The organism is Vibrio cincinnatiensis DSM 19608, assembly GCF_900167345.1.
In the GTDB taxonomy this organism is placed as follows: domain Bacteria; phylum Pseudomonadota; class Gammaproteobacteria; order Enterobacterales; family Vibrionaceae; genus Vibrio; species Vibrio cincinnatiensis.
Window position 1 is genome coordinate 161,972 of the sequence record NZ_FUXB01000006.1, and the last position, 16,895, is coordinate 178,866.

Annotated in this window: 14 protein-coding genes; 7 read left to right on the top strand and 7 right to left on the bottom strand. The window is 43.5% G+C overall.

Translation table 11 applies throughout. From position 1 onward, the window contains the following. The first annotated feature begins 92 nt into the window (after positions 1-92). The gene (locus B5D54_RS07340; RefSeq protein ID WP_078925884.1) at positions 93-674 is read left to right on the top strand and encodes an acyl-homoserine-lactone synthase; all 582 of its coding nucleotides are present in this window, start codon (positions 93-95) and stop codon (positions 672-674) included. A 3-nt stretch (positions 675-677) separates the two neighbouring features. Here the strand turns inward: B5D54_RS07340 and B5D54_RS07345 are convergent, their stop codons facing one another. The 3 genes from B5D54_RS07345 to B5D54_RS07355 form a co-directional block, all read right to left on the bottom strand. After that, positions 678-1,400, bottom strand: a complete 723-nt coding sequence (locus tag B5D54_RS07345) for a LuxR family transcriptional regulator (RefSeq protein ID WP_078925885.1) — start codon at positions 1,398-1,400, stop codon at positions 678-680. 146 nt (positions 1,401-1,546) lie between these two features. Beyond that, positions 1,547-2,311: a DeoR/GlpR family transcriptional regulator gene (locus tag B5D54_RS07350; protein WP_078925886.1), complete on the bottom strand. Its 765-nt coding sequence runs from the start codon at positions 2,309-2,311 to the stop codon at positions 1,547-1,549. A 175-nt stretch (positions 2,312-2,486) separates the two neighbouring features. Beyond that, entirely contained in the window at positions 2,487-3,389 is a 903-nt protein-coding gene (locus tag B5D54_RS07355) for a DMT family transporter (protein WP_078925887.1), read from the bottom strand. A gap of 98 nt (positions 3,390-3,487) precedes the next feature. Between B5D54_RS07355 and B5D54_RS07360 the strand changes: the two genes are divergently transcribed. After that, the gene (locus B5D54_RS07360; RefSeq protein ID WP_078925888.1) at positions 3,488-4,276 is read left to right on the top strand and encodes an AraC family transcriptional regulator; all 789 of its coding nucleotides are present in this window, start codon (positions 3,488-3,490) and stop codon (positions 4,274-4,276) included. Between the two features lie 38 nt (positions 4,277-4,314). Here B5D54_RS07360 and pyrC read toward each other — a convergent pair whose 3' ends face one another. Then, positions 4,315-5,343, bottom strand: coding sequence for a dihydroorotase (gene pyrC / locus B5D54_RS07365; RefSeq protein ID WP_078925962.1), 1,029 nt, complete (start codon positions 5,341-5,343; stop codon positions 4,315-4,317). Positions 5,344-5,580: 237 nt separating this feature from the next. Between pyrC and B5D54_RS07370 the strand changes: the two genes are divergently transcribed. Further along, the gene (locus B5D54_RS07370) at positions 5,581-7,401 is read left to right on the top strand and encodes a hybrid-cluster NAD(P)-dependent oxidoreductase (protein WP_078925889.1); all 1,821 of its coding nucleotides are present in this window, start codon (positions 5,581-5,583) and stop codon (positions 7,399-7,401) included. Positions 7,402-7,467: 66 nt separating this feature from the next. On the opposite strand, the gene B5D54_RS07375 is transcribed toward B5D54_RS07370, so the two are convergent. Continuing rightward, positions 7,468-8,574, bottom strand: a complete 1,107-nt coding sequence (locus tag B5D54_RS07375; protein ID WP_078925890.1) for a 1-acyl-sn-glycerol-3-phosphate acyltransferase — start codon at positions 8,572-8,574, stop codon at positions 7,468-7,470. A gap of 178 nt (positions 8,575-8,752) precedes the next feature. On the opposite strand from B5D54_RS07375, the gene B5D54_RS07380 reads away from it, so the two are divergent. After that, positions 8,753-9,361 carry an AraC family transcriptional regulator gene (locus B5D54_RS07380; protein WP_078925891.1) on the top strand — a complete coding sequence of 203 codons (609 nt, stop codon included), beginning with the start codon at positions 8,753-8,755 and terminating at the stop codon, positions 9,359-9,361. Positions 9,362-9,366: 5 nt separating this feature from the next. Here B5D54_RS07380 and B5D54_RS07385 read toward each other — a convergent pair whose 3' ends face one another. Next, positions 9,367-9,969 carry a hypothetical protein gene (locus B5D54_RS07385; RefSeq protein WP_172459866.1) on the bottom strand — a complete coding sequence of 201 codons (603 nt, stop codon included), beginning with the start codon at positions 9,967-9,969 and terminating at the stop codon, positions 9,367-9,369. 111 nt (positions 9,970-10,080) lie between these two features. Next, on the bottom strand, positions 10,081-10,383 hold the full coding sequence (locus B5D54_RS07390) for a YfcZ/YiiS family protein (RefSeq protein WP_078925893.1): 303 nt from the start codon (positions 10,381-10,383) through the stop codon (positions 10,081-10,083). Positions 10,384-10,843: 460 nt separating this feature from the next. Here B5D54_RS07390 and B5D54_RS07395 point away from each other — a divergent pair, with 460 nt between their 5' ends. The 3 genes from B5D54_RS07395 to B5D54_RS07410 all read left to right on the top strand — a co-directional run bounded on the left by B5D54_RS07395 (position 10,844) and on the right by B5D54_RS07410 (position 16,885). Further along, positions 10,844-11,308, top strand: coding sequence for a TetR family transcriptional regulator (locus B5D54_RS07395; RefSeq protein WP_078925894.1), 465 nt, complete (start codon positions 10,844-10,846; stop codon positions 11,306-11,308). Positions 11,309-11,606: 298 nt separating this feature from the next. Then, positions 11,607-13,730 (top strand): methyl-accepting chemotaxis protein, encoded by a 2,124-nt coding sequence (locus tag B5D54_RS07405; protein WP_078925896.1) that lies wholly within the window; start codon positions 11,607-11,609, stop codon positions 13,728-13,730. Between the two features lie 185 nt (positions 13,731-13,915). Further along, positions 13,916-16,885 carry an EAL domain-containing protein gene (locus B5D54_RS07410; protein ID WP_078925897.1) on the top strand — a complete coding sequence of 990 codons (2,970 nt, stop codon included), beginning with the start codon at positions 13,916-13,918 and terminating at the stop codon, positions 16,883-16,885. Positions 16,886-16,895: the final 10 nt, after the last annotated feature.

Consider the following 16,895-nt stretch of genomic DNA (forward strand, 5'->3'; position numbering starts at 1 on the left):
CATATTGATGATGTAACTGTTCGATCGGACAGCTTTTTGCTGAGGTTAGATTGTATAGCGTGATTTCTCCATTAACCCAAAGGAGAAATACCATGCATATTGATATTTACAGTCATTCATTCACTCAGTTACCTAAGTCAGACTATGTTGCATTACTCAAACTGCGTTATAAGGTTTTCTGCCAACGTTTACACTGGGATCTTAACTCGGAGGCAGAGTTAGAAAGTGATGAGTATGATATCCCTCAAGCTCATTATCTGTATGCCAAAGAGGCAAGTGGTCATTTAGTGGGGTGTTGGCGTATTTTACCGACCACGTCTCACTATATGTTGGAAAGTACTTTTCCTGAGTTATTAGGAACGATTGCTGCGCCAAAGCATCACAAAATCTATGAATTAAGCCGGTTCGCGGTTGATAAGGAGTATTCTGCACTCGCAGGGGGGGTTAGTGATGTAACTCTGAAAATGTTTCAATCCTTGTATTACCACGCTCAACAACATGACATTGCCCATTATGTGACCGTGACATCGACGGGGGTGGAAAAACTGATTCAGCGTTTAGGTATTCCTTGCGAAAGGCTGGGAGATAAACAAGTACATTTATTAGGAACGACACGCTCGGTTGCTCTTTCAATTCCGATGAATTCCCAATACCGTGAAAGTGTGGGCGCTTAATGGTTATAGATAAGGGTGAATGTAGTGACCTAAAATAGCTTTAGTAATAGCTTGGTAGCGATTCGTCGCACCAAGCTTTTTACAGGCATTAGCAAGGTGAAATTTTACTGTACGTTCCGAGGTATTAATAATTTGAGCAATTTCCCAAGCACTTTTCCCTTCTGCTGCCCAGCTTAAACATTGGCGCTCTCGTGCAGTAAGGCTGGCTTTGGGTTGAGCCTCTTTGTGGCAATGGGCAATGTTATTAATATTTTGTGAGAGTAGTGGAATGATCAGTTGTGACGTTTGAATGGCTTGAGCATTGAGTGTGTAATGATGGGCATCTGAAGTGGCGAAACTCAGCATACCAAATTCTCCTCTTAGCCCATGAACGGGGATAGAAAAGCCTTCTTTGAGCCCGTTGATTCTTGCTTCTTCAAAAATTACACGGCTGTGTGGATTCTGGGCTCGCATCTGTGACCATTGGATGGGAAGAAAATTGTTCATGCTATAGGCGACGATAGGGTCAATTAACATGAATTCTGACTCATCATATTGTTGACGCCAAGACAAAGGGTAATTATCGGTAATGAGCGTTTCACTCTTTGTTAAGCTGGTTTGTAGAGAAAGGCCAAACAAGAAATACTCATGATCAATTAAGTTATTCAGCTTGAGTAGCGTTTGCTCAAGATGCTGGTGGGTGGTGATGCTCTGATTTTCTTGGATAAGTCGAAGAATCTTTTGCATTGAGAGCAGTCTGTCGGTTTATTTATATTGATAATATACCGAAATAATTCCCCATAGAACGAAATAGTGAGTAAATCTCAGTTTAGTTGCACATTTAATAACTACTTCGTTCGTAATTTGATCAATGTTATACGCGTTGATGGCGTTTAGAGGGCAACCTGAATGGTGACTTCGTGTTCTTGAGCGAAAGATTCAATCTCTTTCGGAGGTGGTTGATCGGTGATCACCAAATCAATATCAGCAAGAGTGCCCAGCTTAACCATGGCATTACGACCAAATTTACTGTGGTCGACACCTAAATAAACGCAGCGGCTATTCTCAATAATGGCACGTTTCACACGGACTTCGTGGTAATCAAAATCAAGCAGTGAACCATCGTAATCAATACCACTGATCCCTAAAATTCCAAAATCGAGGCGAAACTGAGAAATAAAATCTAACGTTGCTTCACCAGTCACCCCTCCATCTTTATTGCGAACCTCACCACCTGCCAGAATAATACTAAAATCAGGTTTACCCATCAGGATGGTGGCAACATTAATGTTGTTGGTGACGATCCGTAGGTGGTGGTGATCCGCCATTAATGCTCGGGCGATCGCCTCTGGGGTTGTGCCAATATCAATAAAGAGAGTGGCACCATCTGGAATATGTTTGACTAAAGCGGCCGCAATGGTCTCTTTTTCCAACTGTAAAGTGACTTGACGCGTGTGATACGACGAATTTTCAGAGCTGGTAGCAATAGTCGCCCCGCCATGATTGCGTCGTAATTTATTGGCATCGGCCAATTCGTTAAGATCTCGGCGGATGGTTTGTGGGCTCACGTTAAACCGTTCAACTAACTCTTCCGTGCTGACAAAGCCTTGAGTTTGAACAAGTTCAATAATTTCTTGGTGGCGTTTAACCGCTTTCACTGGCATATCCTTATACGTTGAAGTGCGAATACCTAAGAAATTTCAACTTTTCGTTAAAGAGGCATCTTGAGGTCACTTGAGCATACAAGTGTACGATTTACTCAATAAAATTCAATGAATACCTTCGTTTTAAGCTTCGTTTCAGACAAAACGAGCATGAAACCAATAAGGGATATTAAAGTGGTGATACTTTTTCTATCGATTTTAAGACTACACGTCGGCGAATCTTAATTTGCGATAAAATCACCCCACTAATTACCATCAAACCTCCGAACACATGGTAGGCATGTATTTGTTCACCCAACAAGGTTGCCGCTAAAGTGAGGGCGATGACAGGTAATAAATTCATAAACATGGCAGAAGAGTCTGCGCCAATGGCGTCAATGGCTTTGATCCACATCCAAGGCGCCAGTAACGAGGCCGCCATGCCCGCATACATAATGAGAACCCAGGAGCCTTCCGTTGGAAGCAAATGCTCACTAGTAAACCAGAGCGGGGTGAGCATAATCACCGCACATACCCCTTGTAAGTAGATAAGCGTCCAACTGCTAAAAGGCATTTTCCAGCGTTTGAGTAGCACGCAATAAAGCGCGTAAACGAGCGCGGCAAGTACCATCAAGCCATAGCCTTCAGTAATGGGTTGATGAAAGAAAAAAAGCATATCGCCTTGCCCAAGCATCAACGCTAATCCCAGCAATGAAATGATACCGCCAGCAATGCTTAAACCAGAGATAGATTTTCGTAATAAGGGCACGCTCATAAACACACTCAAAAGGGGGACAAGAGAGGTGATTAACGACATATTGGAGGCAGTGGTGGTTAACCCCGCGTAGTAACCTAATGATTGGTTAAGCACCATTCCCAGCAGAGCTAAGCAGGCCAGTTTGGGTAAATAGGGTTTGATCAGGTGGCGCTGTTTGAGCACGCTAGGCAAACAAAATGGGCTTAAAATCAGCATCGCAATGAACCAGCGGTAAAAACTCATTGCGCTGGGCTCAATGACACTGGCTGCCAGTTTATTAACAATGGAGTTGCCTCCCCAAATCAGCACAGTAAATAAAGGAAGTAAATAAATCATCGGTGCCTCATTGCCAGTTAAGTGTTGGTACTAGTGTGACAGGTCTATATAATAATATATATCTTTAAAAAGACACTTTGAGCGATAGGAAGACAAGTTTGATGAAGCCAGCAAGAAACCTTCACCCCTCATTATCAATCGAACACGCACCATCCGATGTGTTTATGAATTTTGAAGCCTTTCTTTCTAATACCGAAACTCGAGAGCACAGCCATCATTGGGGGCAAGTACAATTAATTTCGGGGGGGATTTTAGAAATGGAAGCCGAAGATACACGATTTTTAGCGCCGCCTCATTTAGCGATTTGGGTCCCTGCGGGCATTCGTCATAAAAGTTATAACCGCCGGCCGCTGGAGTATTGCTCTCTCAATATTGCGACGGAGATGACTCAAGCGTTTCCGAATAAAACCAGCCTTATTAAAGTAACACCGATTGTGTCGGCGATTATTGATGACTTTCGTCAACGTGAAGTGAGCATTGCTCAGAGTGTGGAGGATAAGCGTTTGGTGCAAGTGTTATTAGATCAATTAGCCACCCAAGAGACTCAGCATCATTTCTTACCGACCAGCACCCATAAATATTTATCCCCCATATTGAAGGCGATAGAAGAAACGCCAACGGATGAAACCAGTTTATCGGAATGGGCACAAAGGATTCATACCACAGAAAGAACCCTTGCTCGTTATTGTCAAACCGAACTGGGAATGAGCTTCACTGAGTGGCGGTTACGTGTGCGTTATCTTTATTCGATGGAATTGCTACGGCATGGGCATTCGGTGAAAGAAGTGGCATTAACACTGGGCTATAACCAAGCAAGTCCGTTCATTACCATGTTTAAAAAATACTCCGGCCAAACGCCGGAGCAGTATAAAAACCGTTTGTTATGACTTGTGGGTAGGGCATATCGTTCGTTAAATAAAGGGGGTTACTTCACAGTCCACTGCACCGTTTCACCCGCACGAATAGGTGTTACTCTCTCTTTCCCAAATGGCAAAGAGGTCGGCACGTCCCATGCTTGTTTAGTGAGTGTGACGGTATCACTATTACGTGGTAGCCCATAAAAATCAGGCCCATTATGACAAGCAAATGCGGCCAAATTGTCTAGTTTTCCTACCTTTTCAAATACTTCTGCATAAAGTTCTAAGGCGGCATGTGCGGTGTAAGAGCCTGCACAACCACAAGCAGCTTCTTTATTGCCTTTTGCGTGGGGGGCAGAGTCGGTCCCTAAGAAAAATTTTTTATTGCCGGAGGTAGCGGCGGCAATCAACGCATCTTGGTGAGTGGCACGTTTGAGGATCGGTAAGCAATAAAAATGCGGGCGAATACCGCCAACTAACATATGGTTACGATTAAAGAGTAGGTGATGTGCGGTGATGGTTGCCGCGAGATTTTCACCTGCATTTTTTACAAAGTTAACGGCTTCGGCGGTGGTAATGTGTTCTAACACAATCTTTAATTGTGGAAAATCTTGCACGATAGGGGCTAACACCGTTTCTAAAAAGGTTTTTTCTCGGTCAAAGATATCGACATCGTGCGTGGTTACTTCCCCATGAATCAAGAGTAGCAGCCCCTCTTCTTGCATGGCTTGCAAAACCGGGTAAATATTTTTGGGGTCAGTGACGCCGGAGTCTGAATTGGTGGTCGCACCTGCTGGGTACAATTTTGCCGCCACAATCGCTCCTGAAGCTTTGGCGTTACGAATTTCTTCAACGGAGGTGTTATCCGTTAAATAGAGCGTCATCAAGGGTTCAAAATGAGCGTGAGGTTTTGCCGCCATGATCCGTTCACGATAAGCCAGCGCCATTTCTGTGGTGGTGACGGGGGGGACGGTATTCGGCATTATCAAGGCGCGTCCGTTATAACGGCTAATATCGCGTACCGTATCGGCTAGAACCTCGCCATCACGCAGATGAACATGCCAATCGTCAGGACGAGTGATCGTAAGTGTTGTCATGAATTGCTCCCACCATGGATAAGTTGAATGATTGGAGCCTAAACCTGACCATTCCATATGACGCAAACGGTTCCGTTTAGGCGACAGGATGATAGAGGAAAAACGGCACAATATCACCTTTTTCTTGGAAGAAGAGGGGGCTGAAAGGGGCTTAATAAGCGTTTGAGGGCGATTGAATCTTGCTTTATTTGTTTTAGTATAGCCAGTGCAGAGAATAATAATGAATAAGGAATCGTCATGTCGTCCGCTCTACTTTCAAAAATTTCGGTCTATCCCGTAAAGTCCATTGGTGGATTGTCTCTTTCCAGTGCTTGGGTTGAAAAACAAGGTTTGTTGTTTGATCGTCGCTTTATGCTGGCTTTTGCTGATGGTGGAATGGTGACGGCGAGAAAGTACCCCACCATGGTTAACATCCGCTCGGTGTTGACACCGGATGGTCTGATATTTTCAGCCCCCAATAGGCCATCATTAAAGGTTTGTTACCAGACATTTAAAATGCAACCCGCTCAAGCTCAAGTATGGAAAGACTGTTTTACTGCTTATACCACCACTGATGAAGCCAATGATTGGTTTAGTGATGTATTGGGCCGGCGCGTTGAGTTGTTGTTCACTGGAGAGCAATCTCATCGCATACGTGAAAAAGTGGGTAGTAATGTCAGTTTTGCTGATGGTTATCCTGTGCTGGTGATTAGCCAAGGTTCATTAGATGAACTTAATCGCCGAAGCGTAGAAACGCACAGTATGGATCAGTTTCGAACCAATTTGGTCGTTTCCGGAACGGAACCTTTTGCTGAAGATGGTTGGAAGCGAATTCGAATTGGAGAAGTGGAGTTTGAAGCGATAAAACCCTGTGAACGCTGCATTCTGACGACGGTGGATGTGGAGAAAGGCGAATTTCGGGCATCGAAAGAGCCTTTGCGGACATTGTCTCAGTTTCGTGCCAATGAACAGGGTGGGGTGTTTTTCGGTCAAAACTTGATTGCCAAAAATGAAGGTATGATTCATGTTGGTGATGAAATAGAAGTGCTGGAATATAAAGAGAAAGAGATCTACATCGATCATGGATTCGCTCGTTATCAAATGACTTGTGTAGAGCGTGAAACAATAGCCAATAATTTTGTTACCTTCTGGTTAGAACCGGATCAGGCCATGCCCGATTATTTACCCGGTCAGCATTTGCCGATTGACATCACGTTAGATGGGGAAACGATTTCTCGCTGTTATACGCTTTCTTCTAGTCCTTCTCGCCCCGGCCGTTTGGCCATTTCAGTTAAAGGCATTGAAGGTGGGCTCGTCTCCAACTGGTTATTGGATAATTTACACATTGGAGACACGCTAGAAACACAATCACCGAATGGGCGTTTTCATTTACAGCCCCAGCCGTCGTATCAGCCTCTGTTATTACTTTCGGCTGGCAGTGGGGTTACCCCCATGTTGTCGATGATTCGTTATCTGGCCGATCAAGACCAATTACACGATGTGGTGTTTTATCATCAATGTCGGACAGTGAACGATATTCCTGTACGGGAAGAGTTGGACGAATTAAAGCGAACTTACCCAGGCTTCAAAATGATGATTTGTTTAACCCAGCCACCGATAGATTGGTTTGGTTTAAAAGGGCGACTATCCTTATCTCATCTTAAACAGATATCTAATCTGTCCCAACGTCAGGTCTTTGTGTGTGGTCCAGAAGGTTTTATGCAAAAAGCTAAAAATTTATTGTTAAAACAAGGGCTACCAGAAGGTGCCTATCATCAGGAGGCATTTGGAGTGGCACTATCGGTCAGTAAGGCTTATAAAACCGTGCAAATCAGTCTTGATGGGAAGGTATTTCGCGGAAATAACCAATCCAGCTTACTTGAACAAGCGGAAGCCGCGGGTGTTCCCATAGCGAGTAGCTGCCGAGCTGGATTTTGTGGCGCTTGTAAAGTCACCGTGGCGTCAGGCAAGGTGTCTCAACCCGAACTTCCAGCATTACTGGAAGAGGAACGGCATCTAGGGAAAGTTTTGGCATGTAGTTGTATACCAGAAACGGATATCGAAGTGGTCAGTGACTAGGTACGATGGTTGATGTGATATTCACCTGAAGAGCCAGCGTTAACGGCTTCTTCAGGTGAAAATAGATTAAGATTTATTGCGGACAGGATTTGCATAACTATCAAGTAAATAGCAATGCGCACCTTCAGGTAAGAGGTGTAATTTCTCAGCAAGTTGTGCTTGGTGTTGTGCGGTGATGCCCTCGTTTTCTTTTTGTGCTGCTAAGTAGTTGATCGGATAGAGACGGTAATGGTGGTGAATCTGTCGATCAATTTCTTCAGCTAACGATTCCGGTGTGCTAAAGGGGTCATTAATCACATCACCGAAAGCGACATGAACACGGCCTTTTTCGCCGACGATGCCTTGAATAATACTTTCTATATCTTCAAATTCGCCTTTCTGATATTGGCCATGCGTGGCTTTCTCATACAGTTCACGAGCTTTCGCCACATCGCAAGGGTCATTTTCATAAGAGATAGAGACAGGAACAATCTTTAACGATTGAATATAATCGGCAAACTCAATTTTTTGTTTACGGCCTTCGACATGAAACATTTTTAAAATAGCGGCATCCGTAAAATCATTCCCATCTTTGGCGCGCCCTTCTTTTTGTGCAATCCAGATAGAATTACCCGTATCCAATGAGTGCTTGATATAGGCTGAGAGCGTGCTGAGCGCTTTCATCATTTCGCGTGGGCCTTTCGCGGAGCGTTTGACAATAAAGCTTTTATTCAAGCGCATTAATTCCGTCGCACAGGGTTTTTTGAGTAAATTATCACCAATGGCAATGCGTACCGTGCGATGACCATGGGTGTGTAGGCCGTAGTTAACCAGCGCGGGGTCCATCGCAATATCTCGGTGATTAGAGATAAACAGATATGAGGTATTTTTATCTAGTTTATCTAATCCACTATAGGTCACTCCTTGGGTGGTGTGCGCTAAGGTCTGGTCAAGATACTTTTTTACTTCCAGTTGAATCGCTTCAACAGAAGTCAGTTTTGCCCATTTGAATTTAAGATAAATTTTAACGATGGGTCCCATCAGTGGTTTTAGCCACGCAGGCTGACGAGCAAAGCGATGCTGTAAAATCGCGGAAATAAATTCTTCATCATTGATTAAACGCTCAATGGCTGCGGGAATTTCCTCGTCATTGTAAGGACGAATATCAATATAGGGATCGTTTGTTGAAGTCATAGTTTTGTACATCAAATAAAAAGCTGGCTCATTCTACGCGTACTAGCCAGTACTCGCAGCTACCGTTAGCACATAATTTATAAGGTCAGACCAGAATCGGGCTGATAAGGTTCAGTTCAGTTGGCTTTTTTATCGAGAAGCGTTACTCTTAGCGCCCTCCAATGAGATGAGGCGAATCATGAACTACGCTATTCAGTCAGAAACTTGCACTTTCCCCTATTTGCAAGTGACGGCGCGAAAACGTGCGATTAAACATAGCTTGATACAAGTCGATCAAGGTTTAGTGCTCTTTAAGCTGGGTAAACAAGAATACGCGATTGAAACCAGCCAAGCACTCTGGATTCCTTTAGATTGTTTGTCCGCACTTACTTTCTTTCCCAATACTCAGATCACTAAAGTCGACTTCTCTGTACGACTACGAGACACATTCCCTCGCCAAGCTGGGGTGATTAAACACAGTGAGCTAAGCTCTGCAATCATTAATCGATTACGTGAAAGTGTTGCCAGCGATGCAGTGTATCCTCATTTACAGCAAGTTCTAAAATATGAAGTGCAGAACTTTGAACCCAAACTAAAAATGACGGCTTTAAGTCAAGCATTGAATGTGTGGCATCCAATGCAACCTGGTCATGTCAGTAAAGAATGGCATGTTGTTTTGTTGGTTCGAGAAGCCATGAAACGTCGCCTTTCTGGGGGTAAAGAGCAAGGTATCATTGATGAGTTATTCAGTGGTCAATGCGAACAATATCATCAGTTATGCCAGCTTGTTTTGGGGAAACCTCTTTAAATAAGCTATCTAACGACCACTCCGCCGAGCGTTAAATTTGTAGGCCATTGCTGGATTTGATTGCCCCCTAAGAAGATATTGCCATTAACGGTCAGAGTGTCTGGAAAGTGAGTAATCTGAGATCCGCCAATATAAAGGTCACCTTGAACCACTAACCCTTCTGGTAAAGTTTCTAATGGGGTGCGCACCACACTTAAATCACCTTTTACGGTCAGCCTTGGCGGTAAACGAACCAAAGGGGTATCGGTGAAGTTTAAATACCCTCCAACATTCACGCCGGCTGGCCATTGTGTGATTTGAGAACCGAGTAAATTAGCATACCCTCGGATAAATATACCCCTAGGAATACGTGAGAGTTGACTATTTGATGCCTCTAAGCTTCCTTCAATGCGTAATCCTTGAGGAAGTGCTCGGATCGCTGTTTTGGCAATATTCAGATTACCTTTAAGTTCTAAGCCTGTGGGAAGTTGCGTATAAGGTTTATTGCGTAAATTTAGATTTCCATAGTTATCTAAATGGTTCAATATCTTATATTGATCAAGAGCGCTGGCCAGTAAAGGGAAGGAGCACTGTAGGATTAACGTGTAAATCAACCAGCGTAACATCATCATATCCTATGAATATGGGTAGGGAGTGCGATAGTATCAATGGCAATCGCTCTGATTTCAACACCTTCCTTTGAGTGAAAAGTGAGCGATTATTCGCTCACTTTTGAAGATTTAGCGTGCTAGAGAGCGTGACTTAAGTTCAAAGATCAGTTTTTCTGCACTGACTTCAAATTTAAACCGTGCATGTAACTCTTGTTCATTGTCGGTCATGGGTAATACTTCGTGCTCAACATTGGTGCACACCTCTTTGGCTAATTGAATATATTTATCCAATTCTTGCTGAAGAAGCGCTTGGCTATCTGCGATAACGGTTACTTCAGCCACTTCATCTCCTTCTTTGATGATAAAGCCCATTTCACCCGCCACACCGCATGCTTCACAGACTTCATTTTCTACGTAGCTTTGATCACTCATCTCATTATCCTCTTACAAAATTTAAGGCTATTTTACCTCTCACCCACCTGTGATGCCAATCAAATAACTTGGGGTATTCACGAGATCAAGGGAGGTGATCATGTGAGTTTTTTCGATGCGCAACGGAATTTTGGCGAATGAAAAGATGTTTGATGTGACTCATATCTAATATTTATCACACAATGTGCCAGTATTTTGTCAGAATAGCATTTGTTTCATTGTCTTAACGAATGGATTATAAGATGATTCTTTTGATGTATAAAATTATTGCTCATGATGGTTTCACCGCTTGGCTGACTTAGGTTATCAACAATAAACACTTTGTATGTAGAGCGGCTTTGTATTTGTTCAATTTATCTTGTTGGAGTGTCGATCGTCATTCGGCTCCACGTCACTGATGCGAATAAGATCAAATTGTAGGTTTAAAGATACACGAATAATTTATAGAAGAGTCTAAACCATGCCAAAACGTAGTAAAGAAGAAACAGAGATCACTATCCAAAGGATCATGGATGCGGTGATCGATCAACTATTAAGGTTGGGCTACGACAAAATGTCTTATACGACGTTAAGTCAGCAAACCGGAGTCTCCAGAACTGGGATCAGCCATCATTTTCCGAAGAAAACGGATTTTGCGTTAGCTCTCGATGGGAAAATTTTTAATTTATTCGTCACGCATTTAGAATTTGAAAAAGGAATAGAAGCCTTTACTCATAGCTGGTTACATGCTTTGCAAGAAAATGAACAATTTCTTTCCATTCTTCGTTTGGTTTTCCACCATGTCGTCTCGACAGAGCGAGCGGAAACCTTTTCTCAATTAGCGATTGAACGCCTTTATAAGCTAGCGCAAGAGAAGTTGGGCGCAGATAGCGATAAGCAAGTGGAATGGCTAATTGGTAAATCTTTAGTTGCTATGAGTCAATAACCGTAAGCAAGAGACAAAGCCAACCTGTTATGTTGGCTTTCCCCCTTCACCTTGATTTTCCTATTTCACCAATATGGTGCAGTTTCTCGCTGAGTTGAATTTTTATTGCCCCAACTTGGTGCGTCCTGGGCATGGTGCATATCCCTTCAATAGTCGGATTGACTAGTAAAATATTCAGAAACCAGTGAAGCTGTTTACTCTTGGGGGCAATGTGTAGCATAGCCATCTTTTTTTCCTACCATGGAATAAGGTTTGCATTATTAATCCTGAATAATCAAATACATGGATAGTAATTATTATGCAACTCACAATAGAAGAACAACATTGGCTTCCTTGGTTAGGTAAAACAGGTAAATTGGCCATGCGTAAAGCTTGCTTCTTGAATCGCAGCCGAATCTCAACCCTTGAACAAACGTTTGAGAACATAGCGAATACTCGTGTGAATATATTAACCACCTGGGCGAATAATCAATGGTCTTTTTTACAAGATGCCGCCTTATATCTATCGGCTAAAGGTGAGCTGGAATATCACGAGACTTTGCAACGTTTGCTGAAACGTTCGAGCGATTTTTCGGAGTTATTTGTGGTGTCTCCACAAGGTGTTGTGGTGAACTCGACTTACATACAACAAAATGGACGTTCAGTTCCTTCGCTAGAAGCGTTACAGATGGGGTTGAAGAAGCCGTTTTTACATGGCCCTTATATTGATAAATTAACGCTATCGATTGGCCCTTCTAGCTCCTCGTTTCATGATGAAGTGACACTGATGTTTTACCAGCCCTTGATTCACCATGGAGAAGTTATTGGGTGTCTTTGTGGGCGAGTTCCCAATGACGTGGTGGGGGATTTAATCCAACGAGAAGCTGGGCATATTTACAGCGAATCGGGGGACAACTATCTGTTTATGGTGGAACCGAAGTTTGATCGCTCGATTCGAGCTGGAACGGCGCTGTCTCGCTCGCGCTTTGAAGATAACCGCTTTTCCCATGGAGAGAACCTCAAGGAGGGGATTCATACCCAGTGGGGGACGGTAAAAATTCAGCGTCATACGGAATTTGAGATTATGTTTACGGATCCTGCGACGCAGCAGCTTCATCCGGGTGTGCGAGAAACCATTAAGCGAGGTTCGAATTTATTCGTTGAGTATCCGGGTTATTCTGATTATCGGCACATTCCCGTAATTGGCAAAGGGGTGACCTTTGTCATGCCCGGTTCACTTGACCGTTGGGGGATGATGTGTGAGTCAGATTTGGAAGAAGTTTATCGACACCGCTCTTTATCACTCAAATTAGATCAACAATTCACCTTAAGTATTTTTGCACCGTTATTACTGCCTTTTTTAATTAGTTATGTTTACCCCTTAGCCGAGTGGCAATTGTTATTACTGTCTATGTTAATGGGATCGATCGCGGTGGCTCTGTTTCATGGATTAACTGCGAAACCGATCGCCCAACATTTATCCAGTATGACCCAGGTCATGCAAGTACTGGCAGAAGGGGATGGAAACTTGACTCGACGCCTTAGTACTGAACATTTTAAAGCCGATGAAACGGGAGATTTAGGGCGATGGACAAACAGCTTTATTGATAGTTTAGAAGAGATAGTGAACGATTTGGTTTTTGCGAGTAAGGAAGTGCAAAATGTATCTGAATCGATGTTAAAACGTAGTCAGATACTTCTTTCTACGAGTGACACCACGGCCAATTCAATCACCGAGATGCTCTCTTTAGCACAAATCCAAAGCCAAGAAATCGTCCATGCACACGATACCGCAACCGATATGGATCAACTCATGCAACAAGCGGTAGAAGTGGCACAGCAGGAATATCAAAAAGCCGCAGAGAGTGCGCAAGACATTAAAAATATTGTTCAGTCTTCAGCGCAAACGGTCAATGAAGTAAACAGTGAAATGCAAAAAATCGGTGGCATTGTTGGGCTAATTACCGAAATTACCGCACAAACGAATTTGCTGGCGTTGAATGCTGCCATTGAGGCGGCGCGAGCGGGTGAACATGGGCGTGGTTTTTCTGTGGTCGCGGATGAAGTTCGGGTATTGGCCAATAAAACCTCTCAAGCGGCCAATAATATTGGCGAGTTAATGGAAGCATTGCATCAACAATCGGCACGAGCAGTGAGCTATATGCAAGAGGGAATCACCAATGTAGAAAATAACGCCCAAATGATGGACGATTCTAACCGTAGTGAGCATCTACAAGCCTCCGTCACTGGGTTATTTTCCTTAATTCAGGAACTGGCTCGTAATAGTGAGGAGCATAGGCAAACCGCAGATGCTGCGCAGTCAACGGTGGTTGAATTACAGGAAGCATCAGCCCAGCTATCACGGCGCACTACTTTGATGCAAAATTCATTACATCGGTTAAATCAATTGGTCGGTCGCTTTGAAATTCGTCAATCCGCTTGAAAATTTATGCATAAAATTTGGTCATAATTCAGTAATTTAAGCACTAAATGTGCGATCGAAGTCATTTTTAACAGTATTGCATTTATAAAAACCAAGCAGTTAGGCATTATGAACTTTTCTTTTCAAGGATGAGTTGCTGTATGCCTACCTGTTTGAGTTCGCGTAGAGTCACAATCGGCGTTGTTATGCCCATGCTTAGTGGCTTCTATATGGGAGAAATTAGTGCCACGTTTCGCCTATTGGCGGAACAAAAAGGCGTCAATCTTATTATTATTCGTTCTGGCGATAGTCGGGATTTTTCATTGCCGATTGCATTGCACCAGATGGATGCTTTGGTCGTAGTGCTGCATGCGGCAGCAAACACCTATGTGGAAGCCGCGACTCGGTTGGATATTCCTGTTATCTCGATGGGGGCAAGCTATTCTCCGTTGCCCGTTGAACAGTTTTCCAGTTTACAAAGTAGTGGTGTTGAGCAGTTATATCAGTGGCTGGTTTCATTAGGCCATCAACGCATTGGTTTTTGTGGCGATCTTTCGGTTACAGATATTCGTTCTCGATTCAATGCCTTTAAACAGTGTGTTGAGCGTTATCATCATCGAACCTTTGATACCTCTCAGCTATTTAGTGTAGACAATTGCCAGTTGGCAGGGGGCCGGCAAGCGGCGGAAGAGTGGTTAACACTATCGTCTAACCCTTGTACGGCGGTCATCTGTGCGACGGATCAAAATGCGCTGGGCATGATAGAACAACTTAAGTTACATCATATTGATATTCCTAATGATCTTGCTGTTGTTGGAATTGATAATATTTTCTCTGGTTGTCGAATTTCTCCGCCATTAACCACGGTGGATCAGCAGTTAGAACAGCTAACTCGTGCTGTTTTTCAACGAGCATTAGAGCGTATTGCCGGAGTGGGGCTTAGCCGAGAAGTATTGCATATTGAGCAAAGCTTAGTGGTTCGCCAGTCGTGTGGGTCTTCACCGTTAGATAAACCATTAGAACTTGACCAGCAATCTGTTCGCCACGCTTTACTGTATGAAGCGTTACATTCTCCTTCTGAGCTGTTTGATAACCTTTATTCTTTAGCCAAAGGAGGCTTTCAGTCTATTCTTGATGCACAAACTCTGTATCAGTGCCAACTGAAAAGAGCAGAGCTGCACCGCTATGAGCAGTATCGGTTGATTTCCCAACGCAGTTTAATCAGCAGTGATGAGTTGAAGCGACAAAAGCGCGATCCGCAAGATGTGCGAAACCTACCGTATTTGGAGGTAAAAGAAGCCAGTGTGATCACCCTTTTACCGGTGAACCGAGGGGAGCAAGGGAATTGGGATGTCGTTACCGTGGTTGAAAAGCAGAGTGGCGAGCGGAGTATCGCTCAATCGGCGATGTTCTATAACTATTTAGATATTTTATCGCTATTTATTGAGCGAGACGCCTTGATTGAAACCAGCCAGCAGCGGCATAAAAAATCACAGCAATTGCTGCAACAACTTAAAGTGGTTTCCAGTAGCTCGAATGATGGTATTTGGGAGTGGGATTTGCAACAGCAGCGGCTTTACTGGAATGGCCGGTTAAGTGTCATGTTGCGTTTTACTCAGTCTAATCAGTCCGGTGTGATTGATCCGCAGCTCTTTCTTAATCGTATTCATCCCGAAGATATGCTGGCATTTGAAGATATGATCCAATCGCATTTAACCACGATGAGCCCATTCAAAATGACGCTACGGTTATCACGTGATGATGGGCATTATATTTGGGTTCAGATGAATGGCTCTGCGATCCGCAATCATCATGGTCAGCCCGTACGTATTGTTGGTTCGATGATTGATATTACCGAACAGCAGGAGTCAGCCGATAAAATCCACCAAATGGCCTATTTTGATGGACTGACGGGCATCGCCAACCGGCGTAAAGTTATGGAAGTGATCGAAAAGCACATTAAGGAGCAGCCTGAGCAGCCAAGAGCGGTAATGATGATGGATCTCAACCGCTTTAAGATGATTAACGATACGTTTGGCCATCAAGTGGGGGATGCTTTACTGCGTCATGTGGCAGAAGCCTTGACCAAGTCATTGCGTTCTCAAGATCTGATCGGGCGCTTTGGTGGTGATGAGTTTGTCTTTTTCTGTGATGTTGTTAATGCACACCAAGCTTCTGAGTTGGCTTTGCGGTTATTGCGTGCAGTGGAAAAACCGATGTGTTATCAAAATATTGAATTGGTTAGCCAAGCCAGTATTGGGGTCGCGTTTTATCCAAGCCAAGGCCTTAATGCCGATGAGCTGATTAAACATGCTGATATTGCGATGTACCGCGCAAAGCAAATGGGCGGTGGTAAGGTGATGCATTATGAGGAAAAAATGCATCAACCCTTCGAAAGCCATTTACAAACCGAACATCTATTAAGCCAAGCCATTGAACAAGGTGAAATACAAGTCCACTACCAGCCGCTGTATGATAACCGCAGTAAACAGATCTGTTCTGTCGAAGCACTGGCAAGATGGTCGTCACCAACTTTAGGTGTGGTTCCGCCGAACCAATTTATTGCGGTGGCAGAGAACAGTTTTTTAATGATGAAACTGGGTGATTGCATCATTGATCGGGTATGCCAAGATGTCGTTTCATCCCCATGGTTGCGTAGTTTGCACCATATTTCAGTCAATATTAGTGCTCGTCAGTTGGTACATAGCCACTTTACTCGGCATCTTTTGGATAAAATTAATGCTTATCGATTGCCTCCTTCTCTCTTCTGCTTAGAAATCACTGAAACAGCTGCGATTTCGGATAAAGAAATGAGTTATCGAACATTAAGAGAGTTGCAAAGTGCTGGCTTTAGTTTGTCATTGGATGATTTTGGTACAGGGTTTTCTTCTTTATCTCTTTTGAAAGGGTTGCCTATTAAAGAGGTAAAAATTGATCGATCGTTCATTAATGATATTAGTGAAAAACCGTCAAATTTAGCTTTTATCAAAGGGCTGGTGAGCATGGTGCAAAGCCTTGGTTTTCGAGTGGTGGCTGAAGGGGTTGAAACCCTGTCTCAAATGGAAGTGTTAAGCGAATTGGATATCGACATTATCCAAGGCTTTTATTTTTCTAAGCCTAAAACCCTCGCAGAATTAGAAGCTGAAGTGAACAAAGAGCAAGTGTCGGAAACATAAGAGGAGACGG

What these genes read in the sequence shown, in the direction of transcription:
- B5D54_RS07345 (WP_078925885.1), bottom strand. Translation starts at nt 1,400, where the DNA reads ATGCAAAAGATTCTTCGACTTATCCAAGAAAATCAGAGCATCACCACC.
- pyrC (WP_078925962.1), bottom strand. Translation starts at nt 5,343, where the DNA reads ATGACAACACTTACGATCACTCGTCCTGACGATTGGCATGTTCATCTG.
- B5D54_RS07380 (WP_078925891.1), top strand. Translation starts at nt 8,753, where the DNA reads ATGAACTACGCTATTCAGTCAGAAACTTGCACTTTCCCCTATTTGCAA.
- B5D54_RS07340 (WP_078925884.1), top strand. Translation starts at nt 93, where the DNA reads ATGCATATTGATATTTACAGTCATTCATTCACTCAGTTACCTAAGTCA.
- B5D54_RS07390 (WP_078925893.1), bottom strand. Translation starts at nt 10,383, where the DNA reads ATGAGTGATCAAAGCTACGTAGAAAATGAAGTCTGTGAAGCATGCGGT.
- B5D54_RS07410 (WP_078925897.1), top strand. Translation starts at nt 13,916, where the DNA reads ATGCCCATGCTTAGTGGCTTCTATATGGGAGAAATTAGTGCCACGTTT.
- B5D54_RS07355 (WP_078925887.1), bottom strand. Translation starts at nt 3,389, where the DNA reads ATGATTTATTTACTTCCTTTATTTACTGTGCTGATTTGGGGAGGCAAC.
- B5D54_RS07385 (WP_172459866.1), bottom strand. Translation starts at nt 9,969, where the DNA reads ATGATGTTACGCTGGTTGATTTACACGTTAATCCTACAGTGCTCCTTC.
- B5D54_RS07395 (WP_078925894.1), top strand. Translation starts at nt 10,844, where the DNA reads ATGCCAAAACGTAGTAAAGAAGAAACAGAGATCACTATCCAAAGGATC.
- B5D54_RS07405 (WP_078925896.1), top strand. Translation starts at nt 11,607, where the DNA reads ATGCAACTCACAATAGAAGAACAACATTGGCTTCCTTGGTTAGGTAAA.
- B5D54_RS07370 (WP_078925889.1), top strand. Translation starts at nt 5,581, where the DNA reads ATGTCGTCCGCTCTACTTTCAAAAATTTCGGTCTATCCCGTAAAGTCC.
- B5D54_RS07375 (WP_078925890.1), bottom strand. Translation starts at nt 8,574, where the DNA reads ATGACTTCAACAAACGATCCCTATATTGATATTCGTCCTTACAATGAC.